Origin of the sequence: Nocardioides sp. NPDC127514, assembly GCF_040302125.1 — a bacterium.
Taxonomy (GTDB): domain Bacteria; phylum Actinomycetota; class Actinomycetes; order Propionibacteriales; family Nocardioidaceae; genus Nocardioides.
The window spans coordinates 64545-81581 of the sequence record NZ_JBEORF010000029.1 but is presented as its reverse complement, the minus strand read 5'-3'; the positions used below and the strand labels follow the sequence as shown (position 1 = coordinate 81581).

General features: G+C 68.7%; 17 protein-coding genes. 3 read left to right on the top strand and 14 right to left on the bottom strand.

Annotated elements, in window-relative coordinates; all coding sequences use genetic code 11:
• Positions 1-64 precede the first annotated feature (64 nt).
• The 11 genes from metK to ABTX24_RS22130 form a co-directional block, all read right to left on the bottom strand.
• Positions 65-1264 (bottom strand): methionine adenosyltransferase, encoded by a 1200-nt coding sequence (gene metK, locus ABTX24_RS22180; RefSeq protein WP_160022986.1) that lies wholly within the window; start codon positions 1262-1264, stop codon positions 65-67.
• 129 nt (positions 1265-1393) lie between these two features.
• Positions 1394-2659 (bottom strand): bifunctional phosphopantothenoylcysteine decarboxylase/phosphopantothenate--cysteine ligase CoaBC, encoded by a 1266-nt coding sequence (gene coaBC, locus ABTX24_RS22175; protein WP_502890316.1) that lies wholly within the window; start codon positions 2657-2659, stop codon positions 1394-1396.
• Between the two features lie 16 nt (positions 2660-2675).
• Complete coding sequence (rpoZ, locus tag ABTX24_RS22170) at positions 2676-3002, bottom strand: DNA-directed RNA polymerase subunit omega (protein ID WP_160022984.1); 327 nt, start codon at positions 3000-3002, stop codon at positions 2676-2678.
• Positions 3003-3009: 7 nt separating this feature from the next.
• On the bottom strand, positions 3010-3645 hold the full coding sequence (gene gmk / locus ABTX24_RS22165; protein ID WP_350842624.1) for a guanylate kinase: 636 nt from the start codon (positions 3643-3645) through the stop codon (positions 3010-3012).
• Positions 3642-3962, bottom strand: coding sequence for an integration host factor, actinobacterial type (mihF, locus tag ABTX24_RS22160; RefSeq protein ID WP_168381123.1), 321 nt, complete (start codon positions 3960-3962; stop codon positions 3642-3644). The genes gmk and mihF overlap by 4 nt, the downstream gene beginning before the upstream one ends.
• Positions 3963-4126: 164 nt before the next feature.
• Entirely contained in the window at positions 4127-4576 is a 450-nt protein-coding gene (locus ABTX24_RS22155; RefSeq protein ID WP_350842622.1) for a hypothetical protein, read from the bottom strand.
• Positions 4577-4588: 12 nt separating this feature from the next.
• Entirely contained in the window at positions 4589-5416 is an 828-nt protein-coding gene (gene pyrF / locus ABTX24_RS22150) for an orotidine-5'-phosphate decarboxylase (protein WP_350842620.1), read from the bottom strand.
• Positions 5413-6453, bottom strand: coding sequence for a quinone-dependent dihydroorotate dehydrogenase (locus ABTX24_RS22145; RefSeq protein WP_350842618.1), 1041 nt, complete (start codon positions 6451-6453; stop codon positions 5413-5415). Before ABTX24_RS22145 ends, pyrF begins: the two co-directional genes overlap by 4 nt.
• Entirely contained in the window at positions 6450-9785 is a 3336-nt protein-coding gene (gene carB, locus ABTX24_RS22140; RefSeq protein ID WP_160022976.1) for a carbamoyl-phosphate synthase large subunit, read from the bottom strand. Before carB ends, ABTX24_RS22145 begins: the two co-directional genes overlap by 4 nt.
• 3 nt (positions 9786-9788) lie before the next feature.
• Positions 9789-10925, bottom strand: coding sequence for a glutamine-hydrolyzing carbamoyl-phosphate synthase small subunit (gene carA, locus ABTX24_RS22135; RefSeq protein WP_350842616.1), 1137 nt, complete (start codon positions 10923-10925; stop codon positions 9789-9791).
• 156 nt (positions 10926-11081) lie between these two features.
• Entirely contained in the window at positions 11082-12059 is a 978-nt protein-coding gene (locus tag ABTX24_RS22130; RefSeq protein WP_160022972.1) for an AIM24 family protein, read from the bottom strand.
• Positions 12060-12168: 109 nt separating this feature from the next.
• Between ABTX24_RS22130 and ABTX24_RS22125 the strand changes: the two genes are divergently transcribed.
• Positions 12169-12702, top strand: coding sequence for an endonuclease V (locus tag ABTX24_RS22125; RefSeq protein ID WP_350842614.1), 534 nt, complete (start codon positions 12169-12171; stop codon positions 12700-12702).
• Positions 12703-12868: 166 nt separating this feature from the next.
• Positions 12869-13870 carry a PDDEXK nuclease domain-containing protein gene (locus tag ABTX24_RS22120; RefSeq protein ID WP_160022968.1) on the top strand — a complete coding sequence of 334 codons (1002 nt, stop codon included), beginning with the start codon at positions 12869-12871 and terminating at the stop codon, positions 13868-13870.
• 4 nt (positions 13871-13874) lie between these two features.
• On the opposite strand, the gene ABTX24_RS22115 is transcribed toward ABTX24_RS22120, so the two are convergent.
• The gene (locus tag ABTX24_RS22115) at positions 13875-14462 is read right to left on the bottom strand and encodes an NUDIX hydrolase (protein WP_350842612.1); all 588 of its coding nucleotides are present in this window, start codon (positions 14460-14462) and stop codon (positions 13875-13877) included.
• Positions 14463-14618: 156 nt separating this feature from the next.
• Between ABTX24_RS22115 and ABTX24_RS22110 the strand changes: the two genes are divergently transcribed.
• On the top strand, positions 14619-14810 hold the full coding sequence (locus ABTX24_RS22110; RefSeq protein WP_160022966.1) for a type II toxin-antitoxin system VapB family antitoxin: 192 nt from the start codon (positions 14619-14621) through the stop codon (positions 14808-14810).
• Here ABTX24_RS22110 and ABTX24_RS22105 read toward each other — a convergent pair.
• Positions 14794-15228: a hypothetical protein gene (locus ABTX24_RS22105; RefSeq protein WP_350842610.1), complete on the bottom strand. Its 435-nt coding sequence runs from the start codon at positions 15226-15228 to the stop codon at positions 14794-14796. The genes ABTX24_RS22110 and ABTX24_RS22105 overlap by 17 nt on opposite strands.
• A 109-nt stretch (positions 15229-15337) precedes the next feature.
• Positions 15338-16960, bottom strand: a complete 1623-nt coding sequence (locus tag ABTX24_RS22100) for an ABC-F family ATP-binding cassette domain-containing protein (protein ID WP_350842608.1) — start codon at positions 16958-16960, stop codon at positions 15338-15340.
• Positions 16961-17037 lie beyond the last annotated feature (77 nt).

Here is a 17037-nt window from a genome sequence, read left to right as displayed (position 1 = left end):
CTTCTCAGGCGTTGCAATGCCTGAGAAGTGCAGGAATACCCGGTTAACCGGGTATTCCTACCGCTCAGGCGCCGGCGGCAGCCTTGAGGGCGTCGGCGCGGTCGGTGCGCTCCCAGGTGAACTCGGGGAGCTCGCGGCCGAAGTGACCGTACGCGGCGGTCTTGGCGTAGATCGGGCGGAGCAGGTCGAGGTCGCGCAGGATCGCGGCCGGGCGGAGGTCGAAGACCTCGAGGACGGCCTTCTGGATGTTGGCCTCGGGCACGGTGTGGGTGCCGAAGGTCTCCACGAAGACGCCGACGGGCTGGGCCTTGCCGATGGCGTAGGCGACCTGGACCTCGGCGCGACGGGCCAGGCCCGCGGCGACGATGTTCTTGGCCACCCAGCGCATGGCGTACGCAGCCGACCGGTCGACCTTCGACGGGTCCTTGCCCGAGAAGGCGCCGCCGCCGTGGCGGGCCATGCCGCCGTAGGTGTCGACGATGATCTTGCGGCCGGTCAGGCCGGCGTCACCCATCGGGCCACCGACGACGAAGCGGCCGGTCGGGTTGATGTGGAGCTTGTAGCCGTCGAAGGGAACCGACGACTTGAACTGCTCGAGCACCGGCTCGATGACGTACTTCTTGATGTCGGCGTGCAGCTGCTCCTGGGTGGTCTCCTCGGAGTGCTGCGTCGAGAGGACGACGGTGTCCACGCGCACGGCGCGGCCCTCGTCGTCGTACTCGATGGTGACCTGGGTCTTGCCGTCGGGACGCAGGTAGTCCAGCGTGCCGTCCTTGCGGACCGCGGTCAGCTTCTCGGCCAGCGTCTGCGCCATCTTGATGGGCAGCGGGAACAGTTCGGGCGTGTCGTCGCAGGCGTAGCCGAACATCAGGCCCTGGTCGCCGGCACCCTGCAGGTCGAGCTCGTCGACCGAGCTCTCCAGGCGGTGCTCCTCGGCGGTGTCGACGCCCTGGGCGATGTCCTGGCTCTGGGCGCCGATGGCGACCTGGACGCCGCAGGAGTGGCCGTCGAAGCCCTTGAGGGAGGAGTCGTAGCCGATGTCCAGGATCTTCTGGCGCACGAGCTGGGCGACCGGCGCGTAGGCGTCGGTGGTCACCTCGCCGGCGACGACGACCAGGCCGGTGGTGAGCAGGGTCTCGACAGCCACCCGGCTCTTGGGGTCGTGCTCGAGCAGGTAGTCGAGCACGGTGTCGCTGATCTGGTCGGCGATCTTGTCCGGGTGCCCCTCGGTCACCGACTCCGACGTGAAGAGACGTCCGGTCACGTGTAGCTCCGTTTCAAAGGTTCGTGTGGTTTGAACAGGTAGGCAAACGTCAATCGTTCTGGTCGACAAACATAGACCCCGAACCCCAGGACCGCAGGGGTGGTCCTCATCGTGGCGCGTGGCGTGTCGTCAGTTTGTACGTTGTTCATCCAGGCGTAAGGAGATCTGGTCCCAGATCACCTCTGCGAGGGCGGATTTCGCCCCTTCCTGCACGTCGACGTGGCCTCCGTCGGCGCCCAGGATGACTGCCTTGTTGACCTCGCTGCCGAAGACCGCGCCACCGCTGACGTCGTTGACGACGAGCAGGTCGCAGCCCTTCCGCTTCAGCTTGGCCGTGGCGAGCTCGAGCACCGAGCCGGTCGCGTCGCCCGTCTCGGCCGCGAATCCCACGACGACCTGACCGGGCTTGGTCCGGTGGTGGGAGATCTCGGCCAGGATGTCGGGGTTCTGCATCAGCTCGATCGTCGGCGCCGACCCGTCGGCCGCCTTCTTGATCTTGGCCTCGCTCACCCCGGTCGGCCGGAAGTCGGCAGGGGCGGCGGCCATGACGACCGCGTCCGCACCGGTGGCCGCGGAGACCACGGCGTCGCGCAGCTCGGCGGTGGTGCCGACACGTACGACCTTCAGGCCTGCCGGGTCGGGCAGGGTCACGTTGGCGGCGACCAGGGTCACCTCGGCACCTCGTGCGGCCGCGGCCCGGGCGATGGCGTAGCCCTGGAGCCCCGAGGAGCGGTTGCCGAGGAAGCGGACCGGGTCGAGGTACTCCCGGGTGCCGCCGGCCGAGACGACGACGCGACGACCGACGAGATCGGCACGCCCGCCATGGGCGAGGACGGCACGGGAGAGCTCGAAGATCTCGGCCGGCTCGGGCAGGCGGCCCTTGCCGGTGTCCTTGCCGGTCAGCCGGCCCTCGGCGGGCTCGATGACGATGTTGCCGCGCTCGCGCAGGGTGGCGACGTTGGCCTGGGTCGCCGGGTGCTCCCACATCTCGGTGTGCATCGCCGGGGCGAACACGACCGGACAGCGCGCGGTGAGCAGTACGTTGCTGAGCAGATCGTCCGCGAGGCCGTGGGCCGCGCGGGCGAGCGTGTTGGCGGTCGCGGGCGCGACCACGACGAGGTCTGCCTGCTGGCCGATGCGTACGTGCGGGACCTCGGTGATGTTCTCGAAGACGCCGGTGGCGATCTCCTTGCCCGACAGCGCCGCCCAGGTGGGGGCGCCGACGAACTCGAGGGCGGCGGCCGTGGGGACCACGGTCACGTCATGGCCGGACTCGGTGAACCGGCGTAGCAGCTCGGCCGCTTTGTAGGCGGCGATGCCGCCGGCGACCCCTAAGACCACGCGCGGCCGCTCCCCCTCGAGGGGAGCGGCCGAAGTGGTGCTGTTGGTGGACAGCGGAGGACCTGGACGATCAGGCGTCGCCGGCAGGCGCCTCGGCAGCGGCAGCCTGAGCCGCAGCCTGGGCGGCCAGCTCGGCCGGGTCGATGTCCTCGCAGGTCAGCAGGTCCTCGTTGATCTCGCGCAGCGCGATCGAGAGGGGCTTCTCCTGAACGTGGGTGTCGACCAGCGGGCCGACGTACTCGAGGAGGCCTTCGCCGAGCTGGGAGTAGTAGGCGTTGATCTGGCGAGCCCGCTGGGCGCTGTAGAGAACCAGCTTGTACTTGCTGTCGGTCTTCGTCAGCAGGTCGTCGATCGAGGGGTTGGTCACGCCCTGGGCGTCGATCTGAGGGGCAGCCACGTGAGCCTCACTTGTCGGCTTGGTCGGATTTCTTGCTCGGAAGCCCGAGCGTCATCAAGGTTACCAACTCATCGGCTGCCTGATGAACTTCGTGGTTCACGATCGTGACGTCGAACTCCTTCTCCGCCGCCAGTTCGACCCGCGCGGTCTGCAGGCGGCGCTCCCGTTCGGCCTCGGTCTCGGTGCCTCGACCGACCAGCCGGCGTACGAGCTCTTCCCAGCTCGGCGGAGCCAGGAAGACGAAGATCGCCTCGGGCATGGTCTCGCGGACGAGCCGGGCGCCCTGCAGGTCGATCTCGAGCATCGCCGGGCGTCCCTCGGCCAGCGCCTTGTCGACGGGACCGCGAGGGGTGCCGTAGCGGGCCATGTTGTGGACCGTGGCCCACTCCAGCAGCTCGCCACCGGCGATCATCGCGTCGAACTCCTCGTCGGAGACGAACAGGTAGTGCACACCGTGGACCTCGCCAGCGCGTGGCTTGCGGGTCGTCGCCGAGACGGACAAGAAGACCTCGGGGTGGTCGTCGCGCACCGCCGCGGAGACGGTGCCCTTGCCGACCGCGGTCGGACCGGCCAGGACGACCAGTCGCTTCTCGTGGCCATCGCCGGCACCGGCCGGGGTCTTCTCGTCCGTCATCAGACTCATCGGCGAGCGAACTCCTCGACCAGCGCGGCCACCTGCTTGGGGCCGAGGCCCTGCACACGGCGGCTCATCGCGATGCCGAGACGCTCCATCATCTGGGTTGCCCGCACCTCACCGAGGCCGGGGTGGGAGGTCAGCAGGTCGATGACCTTCATCTTGCCGACGACCTCGTTCTTCTTCCCTTCCTCGATGACCTCGAGGACGGACATGCCGCCAGTGCGGACCTTGTTCTTGACAGCAGCCCTCTCCTGGCGCGAGGCCGCGGCTTTGACGAGCGCGGCAGCGCGCTGTTCAGGGGTGATGTCCGGAGGCAGAGCCACGAAGACTCCCTTTCACGATCAAATGTGTAGTCGACAGGGCAACCGGGTCGCGCGGTACAGGGATCGTGCCCCCCGGCTGAGCGCTGAAAGTAAGCGCTCGCGCCAATCTAGCCATTACGTTGCCGGGGCGGCAATCGGGGTCGCCTAACTGGTGTCCATTCGGTTCACAGGGTCAAGGACGTGTGACAGACGTCCCGGGCCTGCTGCTGGACGCGTACGGACGCCTCCTGTGTCTTCGTGCTGCTCACCTTCGTGGCCGCGTCGGCGATCTTCTTCGCCTCGGCGTCGCTGACGCCCTCGGGCGGCTCACCGTTCTCGAAGTCGTCGGCCGAGACGCCGGCGTCCTCGAGCGCCGCGCTGAGCCCCGAGATCGCCCCCGTCAGCGTCTTCCAGTCCTTCGCGATGTCGTCGGGCGCGTTGCGCTCGAGGTCCTCGAAGATCGGCAGGGCGGCGATCAGCCCGCTGGTGCCGTCCTCACCCAGGGTGTTCGTCAGCTGCTCCTGGTGGCCCCTGAGGGACTCGCAGTAGTCGTCGATCGGATCACCGCACGAGCTCAGGCCCGTGGCGAGGATCGGCAGGACGAGGAGCTGGGCGGCCATCCGGAGACTGGTCATGGCGCCAGTGTCTCAGCCGAGCTCGTCTCGCAGCCTCAGGGCCTCGTCGCGCAGCGCGGCCACGTCCGGACCCTTGCGCAGCAGTCCACGGCTCGTGCTGGCGACCACGTTGGCGTTGGCGGCACCGAAGATCCGGGCGAGGTCGCCCGGCGTGCCGCCCTGCTCACCGAAGCCCGGCGCCAGGATGGGGCCGTTGAACCCGAAGTCGTACGCCACCCCCGCACCGTCCGCCCCGTCGATCGTCGCTCCGACCACCGCGCCGAAGGATCCCAGCGGGGTCTCGGCGTCGTTCAGCCGGCGCAGGTGGTCGAGCATGACCCGGCCGACGCTGCGGCCGTCCTCGACCGTCGCGTGCTGCACCTCGGGGCCCTCCTTGTTGGAGGTCAGGGCGAGCACGAACAGCCCGGCGTCGAACTTGGTGGCCGTCTCGACGAACGGCGTCAGCGAGCCGAAGCCCAGATAGGGACTCACGGTCACCGCGTCGCTGCCGAGCGGGCTCGCGGGATCGAGGTAGGCGTCGGCGTACGCCTGGCTGGTGGAGCCGATGTCGCCGCGCTTGATGTCGAGGAGCACCAGCGCGCCAGCGGCCTTCGACTCGGCGATGACCCGCTCCAGCACCGCGACGCCACGCGAGCCGAAACGCTCGTAGAAGGCGCTCTGCGGCTTGACGACAGGGACATGGGGGGCCAGACCCTCGACCGCGGTCAGCGCGAACCTCTCCAGGCCGGCAAGATCGTCGTTGAGGCCCCAGTCGAGGAGCAGCGAGGCGTGCGGGTCGATCCCGGCACAGAGCCGCCCCCGCTCGGCGAGAGCGGCGACGTAGCGGGCACCGAAGCTCATCGGCGGACTCCGTTCGCGATCCGGCGGGCGTAGCCGGGACCTTCGTAGATGAACCCGGTGTAGCCCTGGAGCAGGTCGGCACCGGCGGCGAGGCGCTCGCGGGCGTCCTCGACGGTGGCGATGCCACCCACACCGACCAGCGTCATCTCGGGGCTGACCCGGCTGCGAAGCAGCCGCAGGACGTCGAGAGCGCGCGCCTTGAGCGGGGCGCCGGAGAGTCCGCCGGCACCGGCCGCGGTGATCTCGGCGGGCGCCGAGGCGAGGTGCTCGCGGCCGATGGTGGTGTTGGTCGCGATGATCCCGTCCAGGCCGATCGCGCTGGCCAGGTCGGCGACCTCGACGACGTCGGAGTCGGCCAGGTCGGGAGCGATCTTGACCAGCAGCGGGACCCGGTGCTTGGTGACCTGGTCGGCGATGGAACGGACGTGCTCCAGCAGCGGCTGCAGCTTCTCGACCGACTGCAGGCTGCGCAGGCCGGGCGTGTTGGGCGAGGAGACGTTGACCACCAGGTAGTCGGCGTAGGGAGCCAGCAGCCGGGCCGACTTGGCGTAGTCGGCCTCGACGGCCGACTGGTCGTCCTCGGACACGAGCTTGGTCTTGCCGATGTTGATGCCGAGGATCGGCCCGCCGGCGGCCGAGCCACGGCGCTCCAGACGGCTCGCCAGCCGGGCGGCGACCGCCTCGGCGCCGTCGTTGTTGAAGCCCATCCGGTTGATCACAGCGCGATCGGCGGGCAGCCGGAAGAGGCGCGGTGCCGGGTTGCCCGGCTGCCCCTCCCCCGTGACCGTGCCGATCTCCACGTGGCCGAAGCCGAGCCCGCCCAGCGCGTCGATCCCGACCGCGTTCTTGTCGAAGCCCGCGGCCAGGCCGATCACGTTCGGGAAGGTGAGCCCCATCGCGTGCACCGGGGATCCCGGCGTACGTCTCCTGGACAGCGCCGGGCCGGCAGCGCGGATCGCGGCGAACGCCTGCTGGTGGGCACGCTCCGGATCCGTCTTCGTCAGCACCTTGTCGAACAGGGTCCGGTAGGCCTTCACTTCGACGACACCCCGCCGTCGTGGTGGCCGACGACGTCGCGCCACTCCTGCAGGCTGCGTACGTCGATCTCCCCGCGCCGCAGTGCCTCGATGCCCTGTACGGCAGCGCCGAGGCCCTGGACCGTGGTGATGCAGGCGATGTTGGCCATCACCGCGGCGGTGCGGATCTCGTAGCCGTCCATCCGGGCGGACTTGGCGTTGGAGGTGCCGTTGGGCGTGTTGATGACCAGGTCGACCTCGCCGTCGAGGATCCGCTGGACGGTGGTCTTCTCGCCATCGGGCCCGGTGCCCTCGGAGTGCTTGCGCATCAGCCGCGACGGCACGCCGTTGCGGCGCAGCACCTCGGCGGTGCCCTCGGTCGCGAAGATCTCGAAGCCGTGGTCGGCGAGCACCTTGATCGGGAAGATCATGGTGCGCTTGTCGCGGTTGGCCATCGAGACGAAGATGCGGCCCTGGGTCGGCAGCGGGCCGAACGCACCGGCCTGGCTCTTGGCGAAGGCGCGGCCGAAGTCGGAGTCGAGCCCCATGACCTCGCCGGTCGACTTCATCTCCGGGCCGAGCACGGTGTCGACCTGCTGACCCTCCGGGGTGCGGAACCGGTTGAACGGCATGACCGCTTCCTTGACCGCGATCGGCTGGTTCGGCGGCAGCGCGCCACCGTCGCCGGTCGCCGGGAGCACGCCGGCCGTACGCAGGTCCGCGATCGACTCGCCGAGCATCACCCGCGCCGCGGCCTTGGCCAGCGGAGTCGCGGTCGCCTTGGAGACGAACGGGACGGTGCGGGAGGCGCGCGGGTTGGCCTCGATGACGTAGAGCACGTCGGAGCCGAGCGCGTACTGGATGTTGAGCAGGCCGCGTACGCCGACGCCTTCGGCGATCGCCAGGGTGGCCACGCGGATGCGCTCGACCTCGGCGGCGCCGAGGGTGATCGGCGGCAGCGCGCAGGAGGAGTCACCGGAGTGGATCCCGGCCTCCTCGATGTGCTCCATGACGCCGCCCAGGAACAGCTCGGTGCCGTCGTAGAGGGCGTCGACGTCGATCTCGACCGCGTCGTCGACGAACTTGTCGACCATCACCGGCTTGTCCGGGGTGACCTCGGTCGCGGCCTCGATGTAGGAGCGCAGCGCCTCGTCGTCGTAGACGATCTGCATGCCGCGGCCGCCGAGGACGTAGGAGGGACGCACCAGGACCGGGTAGCCGATCTCCGCGGCGATCTCGCGGGCCTCGTTGAACGTGGTGGCCATACCGTGCTTCGGCGCGACCAGACCGGCCTTGTGGAGCACCCGGCCGAAGGCACCGCGCTCCTCGGCGAGGTGGATGGCCTCGGGGCTGGTGCCGACGATCGGCACCCCGTTGTCCTTGAGCGCCTGTGCGAGACCCAGCGGGGTCTGGCCGCCGAGCTGGCAGATGACCCCGACCACCGGTCCAGCCTGCTGCTCGGCGTGGACGATCTCGAGCACGTCCTCCAGGGTGAGCGGCTCGAAGTAGAGCCGGTCGGAGGTGTCGTAGTCGGTGCTCACCGTCTCGGGGTTGCAGTTGACCATGACGGTCTCGTAGCCGGCCTCGCTCAGCGCGAGGGAGGCGTGCACGCAGGAGTAGTCGAACTCGATCCCCTGCCCGATCCGGTTGGGTCCGGAGCCGAGGATGATCACGGCCTCCTTCTCCCGGGGCGCGACCTCGGTCTCCTCGTCGTAGGAGGAGTAGTGGTAGGGCGTACGCGCCTCGAACTCGGCCGCACAGGTGTCGACCGTCTTGTAGACCGGGCGGATGTTCAGCGCGTGGCGTACGCCTCGGACCACGTCGGCCGTCATGCCGCGCATCTTGCCGAGCTGGTAGTCGGAGAAGCCGTGGCGCTTGGCGTAGCGGAGCACGTCGGCGGTCAGCTCGGGTGCCGCGATGATCTCCTGGGCGATCTCGTTGATCAGGAAGAGCTGGTCGACGAACCAGGGGTCGATCCTGGTGCTCTCGAAGATCTCCTCAGGCGTCGCGCCGGAGCGGATGGCGTCCATGACCCGCTTGAGCCGGCCGTCGGTGGGGACCTTGATCTCCTCCAGCAGCGCGGGCTTGTCGAGCTCGACGACCTCCTGGGTCCAGTCGAAGACCGCCTCGGGCTTCTCCAGGCTGCGCAGCGCCTTCTGCAGGGCCTCGGTGAAGTTGCGGCCGATCGCCATCGCCTCGCCCACGCTCTTCATGTGCGTGGTCAGGGTCGTGTCGGCGCCCGGGAACTTCTCGAAGGCGAAGCGCGGAACCTTGACGACGACGTAGTCGAGGGTCGGCTCGAACGAGGCGGCGGTCGAGCCGTTCGGCCCGGCGGTGATGTCGTTCTCGATCTCGTCGAGGGTGTAGCCGATCGCGACCTTCGCGGCGATCTTGGCGATCGGGTAGCCGGTCGCCTTGGAGGCCAGCGCCGAGGAGCGCGAGACACGCGGGTTCATCTCGATGACGATGATCCGGCCGTCGGCCGGGTTGACGGCGTACTGGATGTTGCAGCCGCCGGTGTCCACGCCGACGGCGCGGATGATGCCGATCGCCAGGTCGCGCAGCTTCTGGTACTCGCGGTCGGTCAGCGTCAGCGCCGGGGCGACGGTGATCGAGTCGCCGGTGTGCACGCCCATCGGGTCGAGGTTCTCGATCGAGCAGACGATGACCGAGTTGTCCTTGCGGTCGCGCATGACCTCGAGCTCGTACTCCTTCCAGCCGAGGATGGACTCCTCCAGGAGCACCTCGGTGGTGGGGCTGGCCGCGAGGCCGGCGCCGCCCAGGCGCCGCAGCTCGGTCTCGTTGTACGCGAAGCCCGAGCCCGAGCCCCCCATGGTGAAGCTGGGCCGGATGACCACGGGGTAGCCGAGCTCCTCGGCGCCCGCGAGCAGGTCGTCGATGCTGTGGCAGATGACCGACTTGGCGCTCTCGCCGCCGAGCTCGGCGACGATCTTCTTGAACTCCTCGCGGTTCTCACCGCGCTGGATGGCGTCGATGCTCGCGCCGATCAGCTCGACGTCGTACTTCTCCAGGATCCCGCGCTCGTCCAGCGCCACCGCGCAGTTGAGCGCGGTCTGGCCGCCGAGAGTGGCCAGGAGAGCGTCGGGGCGCTCCTTGGCGATGACCTTCTCGACGAACTCCGGGGTGATCGGCTCGACGTAGGTCGCGTCGGCGAACTCCGGGTCGGTCATGATCGTGGCCGGGTTGGAGTTGACCAGGACGACCCGGATCCCCTCCTCGCGCAGCACGCGACAGGCCTGGGTGCCGGAGTAGTCGAACTCGCAGGCCTGGCCGATGACGATCGGCCCGGAGCCGATCACGAGCACGGACTTGATGTCCTCGCGCTTGGGCATCGCTCAGACCTCCTTCGCCATGAGAGAGATGAACCGGTCGAAGAGGTAGGCGGCATCGTGCGGGCCGGCCGCTGCCTCCGGGTGGTACTGGACGGAGAAGCCCTTGAGCTTCCCGGTCTCGGCGTCCTTGAGCTCGAGGCCCTCGACGCAGTCGTCGTTGAGGTTGACGTGGGAGACGGTCGCGATGCCGTATTCGGTCTTCGTCTCCTCACCGATCGGCGCGTCGACGGCGAAGCCGTGGTTGTGGGCGGTCACCTCGACCTTGCGGGTGGTGAGGTCCATGACCGGCTGGTTGATCCCGCGGTGACCGTACTTCAGCTTGTACGTCCCGAAACCGAGCGCGCGGCCGAAGAGCTGGTTGCCGAAGCAGATCCCGAAGTAGGGGATGTTCTCGGCCAGCGCCGCCTTGAGCAGCTCGACCTGGCCGGTGGTCGCGGCGGGGTCGCCGGGACCGTTGGAGTAGAAGAGCCCGTCCGGCTTCGTGGCGAGGACGTCCTCGAGGGACGCGGTCGCTGGGAGGACGTGGACCTCGATGCCGCGCTCGGCCATCCGCTCCGGGGTCATCTCCTTGATGCCCAGGTCGAGGGCCGCGACGGTGAACCGCTTCTCGCCCTTGGCGGGGACGACGTACGCCTCGGTGGTGCTGACCGCGTCGGAGAGGTTCGCACCGCTCATCTCGGCGCTGGCGAGCACCTTCTCGAGCAGGGCCTCGGGGTCGGTCTCGATCGTCGAGATCCCGACGCGCATCGCGCCGCGCTCACGCAGGTGGCGGGTCAGGGCGCGGGTGTCGATGCCCGCGATGCCCACGACGGACTGGTCGCGGAGCTCGTCGTCGAGGGTGCGCTGGGCGCGCCAGTTGGAGGGGACCCGGGCTGGGTCGCGTACGACGTATCCGGCCACCCAGATCCGACGGGACTCGGGGTCCTCGTCGTTCACGCCGGTGTTGCCGACGTGCGGGGCGGTCATCACGACCACCTGCTGGTGGTAGCTCGGGTCGGTCAGCGTCTCCTGGTAGCCCGTCATACCGGTGGAGAAGACCGCCTCGCCGAAGGTCTCACCCTCGGCACCGAACGACTCCCCCCGGAACGATCGACCATCCTCGAGTACGAGGAGTGCTTCTTTGTGGGCATGCAGCGGCACGCCGTACCTCCTTCTCCGCCTCACGGGACGGTGCTTAAAGGATGTCGGTCAACTTGCTGGTGACAGTATCAAGCAGATGCCGGTTGACGGCAGTTGGCGTCCGCCGCGTACGCCAGCACTGTGACGTACGCGGCATTCGGCCACCTGTGGTCGGGCTCAGTTGTGCGAGTGGGGCGGCACGACCCCACCCTCGGACGGCTGGACGATGACGAAGCCGGCGCCGTGGAAGGCAACCTGGAACGCCTCGCCGCTGCCCCGGCCGATGAGCGCACCGGCGGTGAACGACTTCTGCAGGCTGGTCTGGAGGCCGAGCGACCAGCCGACGACCGCGTTGGTGTCGGTGAAGGTGGGCGCCTCGCCTGCGTTGAGGACCACCGGGTCGCCCTCGGTGGTGACCGCGACCCAGCCGGAGCCGCGCAGAGTCGTGTTGAAGAGGCCGCCGGTGAGCATCCCGGCACCCTGGACCCGCTCGATGTTCCACTGCAGGCTGTTGGAGAAGGCGAGCACGTGGTCGCCGTTGATCGAGATGCCCGAGTTGTTCAGGTGGAGGATGTGGACCTCCTTGGCCGCGTCGGCCAGGAACACGTCGCCCTGACCCTCGACACCCATCAGGCTGAGGCCCTCACCGGTGACAGCCTTCTTGAGGAACTTCCCCACGCCGCCGCCCTGGTACTTGAACTGCACGTTGCCCTGGTAGGCCACCATCGAGCCCTGGCGCGCCTGAAACGGCTCCCCGACGCGTACGCGCAGGAGCTTCTTGTTCTGCAGCACCGCGCCGCTGCCCTCGATCTCGGCGAAACGGCCGTCGATCAGGTCGCCCGAGATCCCGGCGAACGGGTCGCCCGTGGGCTGGGGCTGCGCGGCCTGCTGCCCGTACTGGGCGCCCTGCTGGCCGTACTGAGCGGACGCGGCCTGGGCCGGCTGCGCCTGGGCGCTCTCGCCGTACGCAGCCTGCACCGCCTGCGCCGAACCGACCTGAGTCGGCGCCTCCTGCTCCACAGTGGCCTGAGGCGGCGTCAGGGGCGCCGTCGACTGCTGCCCGCCCGTGGACACGTGCTCCGTCCACTGGCTCCCGTCGTAGTAGCGAAGCTCGGCCTGTCCGGTCGGGTCCGGGTACCACGCTGCGTCCGTCATCTCTAACCCTTGCGTTCACGGACCCACATCGGTCCTTCTCGACTCCATCCTGGCATGTGCTTGATGCGCGACTCACCGGTGTTCCACTCGGCCGCCCTATTCTGTGACCGTGACGACCAGGTTCGGGGCGACCGACGTCCACTACCCGCCATCCGGTGGGGGGCATGCCGCCCTGGTGGTGAGTGACGAACCCGAGTTCGGCGCGATCATCGAGGAACGTACGGCCTGGCTCGGTACCGTCGCCGATTACGCCCCTGGCAGGTTCTACGAGCGAGAGCTGCCCGCCCTGACGGCTCTCCTCGCCGACGCCGACCCGCTCGACGTACTCGTCGTCGACGGCTACGTCGACCTCGACCCGACAGGACGGCCCGGCCTGGGGTGGCATGTCTGGGACGCGGGGCTCGCGCCGGCGGTCATCGGAGTCGCCAAGACCAGCTTCCGCGCCGCCACCCACGCCGAGCCCGTCCTCCGCGGAACCTCGACAAGGCCGCTGTACGTCACGGCTGTCGGAATGCCGCTGGCAGACGCCGCTCACCTGGTCCGCACCATGGCCGGCTCCGCCCGCCTACCTGATGCGCTGCGAGTCGTCGACCGCCGCGCCCGGGCCGCGCCTCCTGTCCCCGCCGACGAACAGATGATCTAATCAAGGCAACTCAGGCGATACCTCCGAAGTACCGGGCCAGCCAGGTCTGCGAGAAGGGGCCGCCAGTCGCGAGGGTAAGTAATAGCGCCACAGGCGCCTCCAGGAGCGGCGAACATACCGCCTGCAATCGCAGGCGGTGATTCGTACACCTCTAAGGAGAACGCCCATGTCCGACGCCTCTGCGCTGCCCGAGGGTTACACCGAGTGGCTCGGTGACCTCAAGAGCCAGATCCGAACCGCCCGCCAGCGTGCTGCGCTCGCCGTCAACACCGAGCTCGTCCAGCTTTACTGGCATATCGGCAACCAGATCGTTGACCGCCAGTCCGCTCAAGGCTGGGGTGCGAAGGTGATCGACCACGTTGCAGATGACCTGCGATCGGAGTTTCCCGACATGACCGGGTTCTCAGCCCGGAACCTCAGATATATGCGGGCCTTCGCCGCAGCCTGGCCCGTGTCGGCAATTGTGCAAGCACCTCTTGCACAATTGCCCTGGTATCACCAGATCGCCCTGCTCGAGAAGCTCGACACCACCCGAGACCGTCTCAGGTACGCCCGCGCGGCAGTTGAGCACGGCTGGTCGCGCAACGTCCTGGTGCTCCGCATCGAAGCCCGCACCCTGGAGCGCTCAGGCCAGGCGGTGACCAACTTCGAACGCACGCTCCCACCCGAGACGTCCGATCTCGCCCGCGAGATCGTCAAAGATCCCTACAACTTCCAGTTCCTCGGCATCGGCGACGAAGCGCGCGAACGTGACATCGAACAGGCGCTCGTCGACCACGTCACCCAGTTCTTGGTCGAGCTCGGAGTCGGGTTCGCGTACGTCGGGCGCCAGGTGTCTCTCGAGGTCGGCGGGGAGGACTTCTTCATCGACTTGCTCTTCTATCACCTCAGGCTGCGCTGCTACGTCGTCATCGAACTCAAGGCCGGCAAGTTCAGGCCCGAGCATCTGGGGCAGCTCAACTTCTATCTGGCGGCGGTCGACGGGGAGATGGCGCATCCCGACGATGCCCCGACGATCGGGATTCTGCTGTGTCAGAGCCGCAATCAGGTCGTCGCGGAGTACTCGCTGCGCGGTTCAATGCAGCCGCTCGGAATAGCCGAGTATCAACTGCTGGCTAGCCTCCCGAGCGTCGAACGTCTCCAGCAGGAACTGAGCGGTCCTGAGTGAGGCCTCAGAGTCCGGCAGTCTTCAGCTTGTCGAGCATCCGACCCATGTGGGGGTCGAAGAGCCGCACATCCGCAGCGCGGATCTCGGAAGGTGTCCACCAGCGCACACCGGCGTACTCCCGCTCGTCCGGCACCAACGGGACTCGGTGGTCGTGGGCGAGGACGAACCAGAGGCTGACGTCGGTGTGCGGATCCGGGCGGTCGGGCCGGGTCGTGGTGACGGTGATGAACAACGGGCGTGGGCCGAGGTCGGGGTGGAACCGCGCCTCGATGCCCAGTTCTTCGAGGCACTCACGACGCACGCTGTCGGCAGGGTTCTCACCTGGCTCGACGTGACCTCCTGGCGGCAGCCACAGCCCCGACTTGCGGTGGTCGCCCAGCAGGATGTGGCCGCTCACCGGGTCGACGAGGAGGAAGTAGGAGACCAGGTGCTTGGCCGGCTCGGTCGGTGCGGTGGTGCGCCGGAACACGTCGTTGGTCACGCACAACCACGCTGACGCGTCGGCGATGTGGCCGCTCTCCACGTCGTCCATCGGCTCGATCGAGTCCACCATGATCGTGATGTCGGTCAGCAGTCGGTCTTCCGGGCTCATGGCTGTGGACCATAGAGGCGAGCACCGACAGCCCGGCCAAGCGTGGCGTCAGGTGAGTGCGACACGATGTGACGGTTGTCGCAGGTCATTGCGTTGCATGGTTGTGCACCGCTAGCGTTTCGATGTTTCATCCAGGTTTCCGTGCGGGGGTACGCAATGACAGAGACGTCGATCAGCATCGACGCGGAGCTGTTGGCCGAGGCGAGAAAGATCGCCGGGACGACGACCAACCAGGCTGCGATCGACCACGCGCTGCGTGACCTCGTCGAGCGTGAGGCCGCCTCGGCGGAGTTCGACAGCATCGTCTCGCGCGAGCTCGGCGACACGAAGGTCACGCTGGAGTTCTGAGCTCGCCGAGCGCGTCCAGCGGGACCGGCCAGAAGTCTTGGTCGGTCGCGAGGTGGATGACATCGACCGGCACCGCCGCCACCGCACACGCCCCGTAGAGACGGGCGGCGTTCTTCCGGTCCGACAGGCTCGGTGGGCCGCCGCCCGGCCGGCACAGCAGGAGCTCGACCCGGTCGAAGCCGTGCGCATCGACCAGGTCGCGCAGCATCGTGGCCAGGTTGGCGGCACCGTCATCGGCGATCTCCACCGGCAGCCCCTCGATCTGACACAGCTGCGGGAACGGCACCCCGTCGGGATCGACCAACATGAACCACAACCGGGGCTCGGGCCAGCCGAGGGGGTTGATCAGATGTCGCCAGGCGGCCTCGACGTCGGCCTGAGTGCGGAGGACTGGAGCGTACGGAATCTTGTCGGTCATGGGTCAAAGTCACCATGGCCTGTCGATGAGGACAACGACGATCTCGGCGCCTGTGGATAACTCTGCTCATCCACAGGGTTTCGTCCGCAAGTGGCCCGCCCGCGGCGCCTCAGAGCACGAGACGGTGCTCCTGACCCGACCAGCGCCGCCGCAGCCAGCGGTCGTGAGAGGCGACGACGATGGTGCCCGGGGTGACCCCGATCGCCTCCTCCAGCTCGCCCGCCAGGGTGAGCGAGATGTGGTTGGTCGGCTCGTCGAGAAGCAGCAGGTCCGGGCCGGTGGCGATGGCGATCGCCAGGTCGAGCCGCCGACGCTGGCCGACGCTCAGCGCGCCGACGGGCCGGTTGAGGTCGCGCGGGTGGACCAGGCCCAGGTCACGTAGCGGCACCTGGGTCGCCAGCACCTCCCCCACCGACTCCAGGTACACGTCGGCGACCTTGCGGCGCAGGTCCCCGAACTGCGGGTCCTGGGTGAGCTCCTCGACATGCCGGGCGCTGACCTGGACCTCGCCCGAGGTCGGCTTCACACGCCCGGAGATCACTCCGAGCAGCGTGGACTTGCCGCTGCCGTTGGGCCCGCTGATCAGCAGGTGCTCCCCCGCCATGATGTCCAGGACCGGCAGGCCGACCCGCTCCTCGACAACCAGGTCGCGTACGACGACCATCCTCCCGCTCGCGCCGGTAGCCGACAACGCGGCGTTGAGCCGCAGGGGCGGCGGTGGCTTGCGTACCTGTGCCTCCTCGGCCTCCTCCAGCCGGCGGTTGGCATCCTTCTTGCGGCGGGCGACGGTGCGTTCGACGTTGCTGCCCTTGAACTTGTAGATGAACTTGTCGTTGTCGGTCGGGCCGCGGTTGTGGGCGATCGCGTCGTTGCCGATCTTGGTCGCGGTGCGGAGACGCTTGAGCTCGTCCTGCTGCTCTGCGTACGTCTGCTCCCACCGCTCGCGAGCGGCCTGCCGTGCCTCCTCGTAGGCGCTCCAGCCGCCTCCGAAGAGGCGCCCGCCGGCGCCGTCGGTCCCGAAGGCCGTCGGGTCGAGATCGAAGAGGCCGGTGGCGACTTCGTCGAGGAAGACTCGATCGTGGGAGGCCATCAGCACGACGCCGGGGAGGTCACGCAGGAACTCCCCCAGCACCGCGACCGCCTCGTCGTCGAGGTGGTTGGTCGGCTCGTCGAGCAGCAGTGCGTCGGGCCGCCGAGTGATCGCGGTGGCGAGCGCCAGCCTGGTCCGCTGCCCGCCGGAGAGCGTGCTGATCGGACGCTCACGGTCCAGGCCGCTCAGGCCGAGACGCTCGGCGGCCAAGATCGCCCGCCTGTCGGCGTCCCACGCGTCGTGGGCCACCGCGAAGTCGAGGGCGCTCGCGTACGTCTCGGCGACCTCGGGGTCGTCGAGACGGTCAGCGAGCGTCTCGACCGTAGCGACGGCCTCCCGCAGCGGACGCAGGGTGGTGGCGAGCACGTCCTCGATGCTCGCCGCGTCTCGGAACGGCGGCTCCTGCGGCAGCCAGACGAGGTCGTCGGGTGCCTCGAGCGTGCCTGTGCGTTGGGCGGTGCGCGGGAGCCGGTGTGCGATAGCGCGGAGCAACGTGGACTTGCCGGCGCCGTTCTCCCCCACGAGCGCGATCCGCTCGCCCGGGGAGACGGTGAGGTCTATCCCCGCGAGGACGGAGCCGCTGCGGAAGGAGACGGAGAGGTCGCGGACGACGATCGGTCCGGAGACGATGGAAGATGACATGAGAGCGCTGGCCTTCGGGTTCGAGGACGACCCGCCGGGCATGTGCCTCGGGCGCAGGTCGGAGGTCAGCGCAAGAT

What these genes read in the sequence shown, in the direction of transcription:
- ABTX24_RS22130 (WP_160022972.1), bottom strand. Translation starts at nt 12,059, where the DNA reads ATGACGGACGCAGCGTGGTACCCGGACCCGACCGGACAGGCCGAGCTT.
- ABTX24_RS22100 (WP_350842608.1), bottom strand. Translation starts at nt 16,960, where the DNA reads ATGTCATCTTCCATCGTCTCCGGACCGATCGTCGTCCGCGACCTCTCC.
- gmk (WP_350842624.1), bottom strand. Translation starts at nt 3,645, where the DNA reads ATGAGTCTGATGACGGACGAGAAGACCCCGGCCGGTGCCGGCGATGGC.
- ABTX24_RS22115 (WP_350842612.1), bottom strand. Translation starts at nt 14,462, where the DNA reads ATGAGCCCGGAAGACCGACTGCTGACCGACATCACGATCATGGTGGAC.
- ABTX24_RS22105 (WP_350842610.1), bottom strand. Translation starts at nt 15,228, where the DNA reads ATGACCGACAAGATTCCGTACGCTCCAGTCCTCCGCACTCAGGCCGAC.
- ABTX24_RS22120 (WP_160022968.1), top strand. Translation starts at nt 12,869, where the DNA reads ATGTCCGACGCCTCTGCGCTGCCCGAGGGTTACACCGAGTGGCTCGGT.
- ABTX24_RS22155 (WP_350842622.1), bottom strand. Translation starts at nt 4,576, where the DNA reads ATGACCAGTCTCCGGATGGCCGCCCAGCTCCTCGTCCTGCCGATCCTC.
- carB (WP_160022976.1), bottom strand. Translation starts at nt 9,785, where the DNA reads ATGCCCAAGCGCGAGGACATCAAGTCCGTGCTCGTGATCGGCTCCGGG.
- pyrF (WP_350842620.1), bottom strand. Translation starts at nt 5,416, where the DNA reads ATGAGCTTCGGTGCCCGCTACGTCGCCGCTCTCGCCGAGCGGGGGCGG.
- ABTX24_RS22110 (WP_160022966.1), top strand. Translation starts at nt 14,619, where the DNA reads ATGACAGAGACGTCGATCAGCATCGACGCGGAGCTGTTGGCCGAGGCG.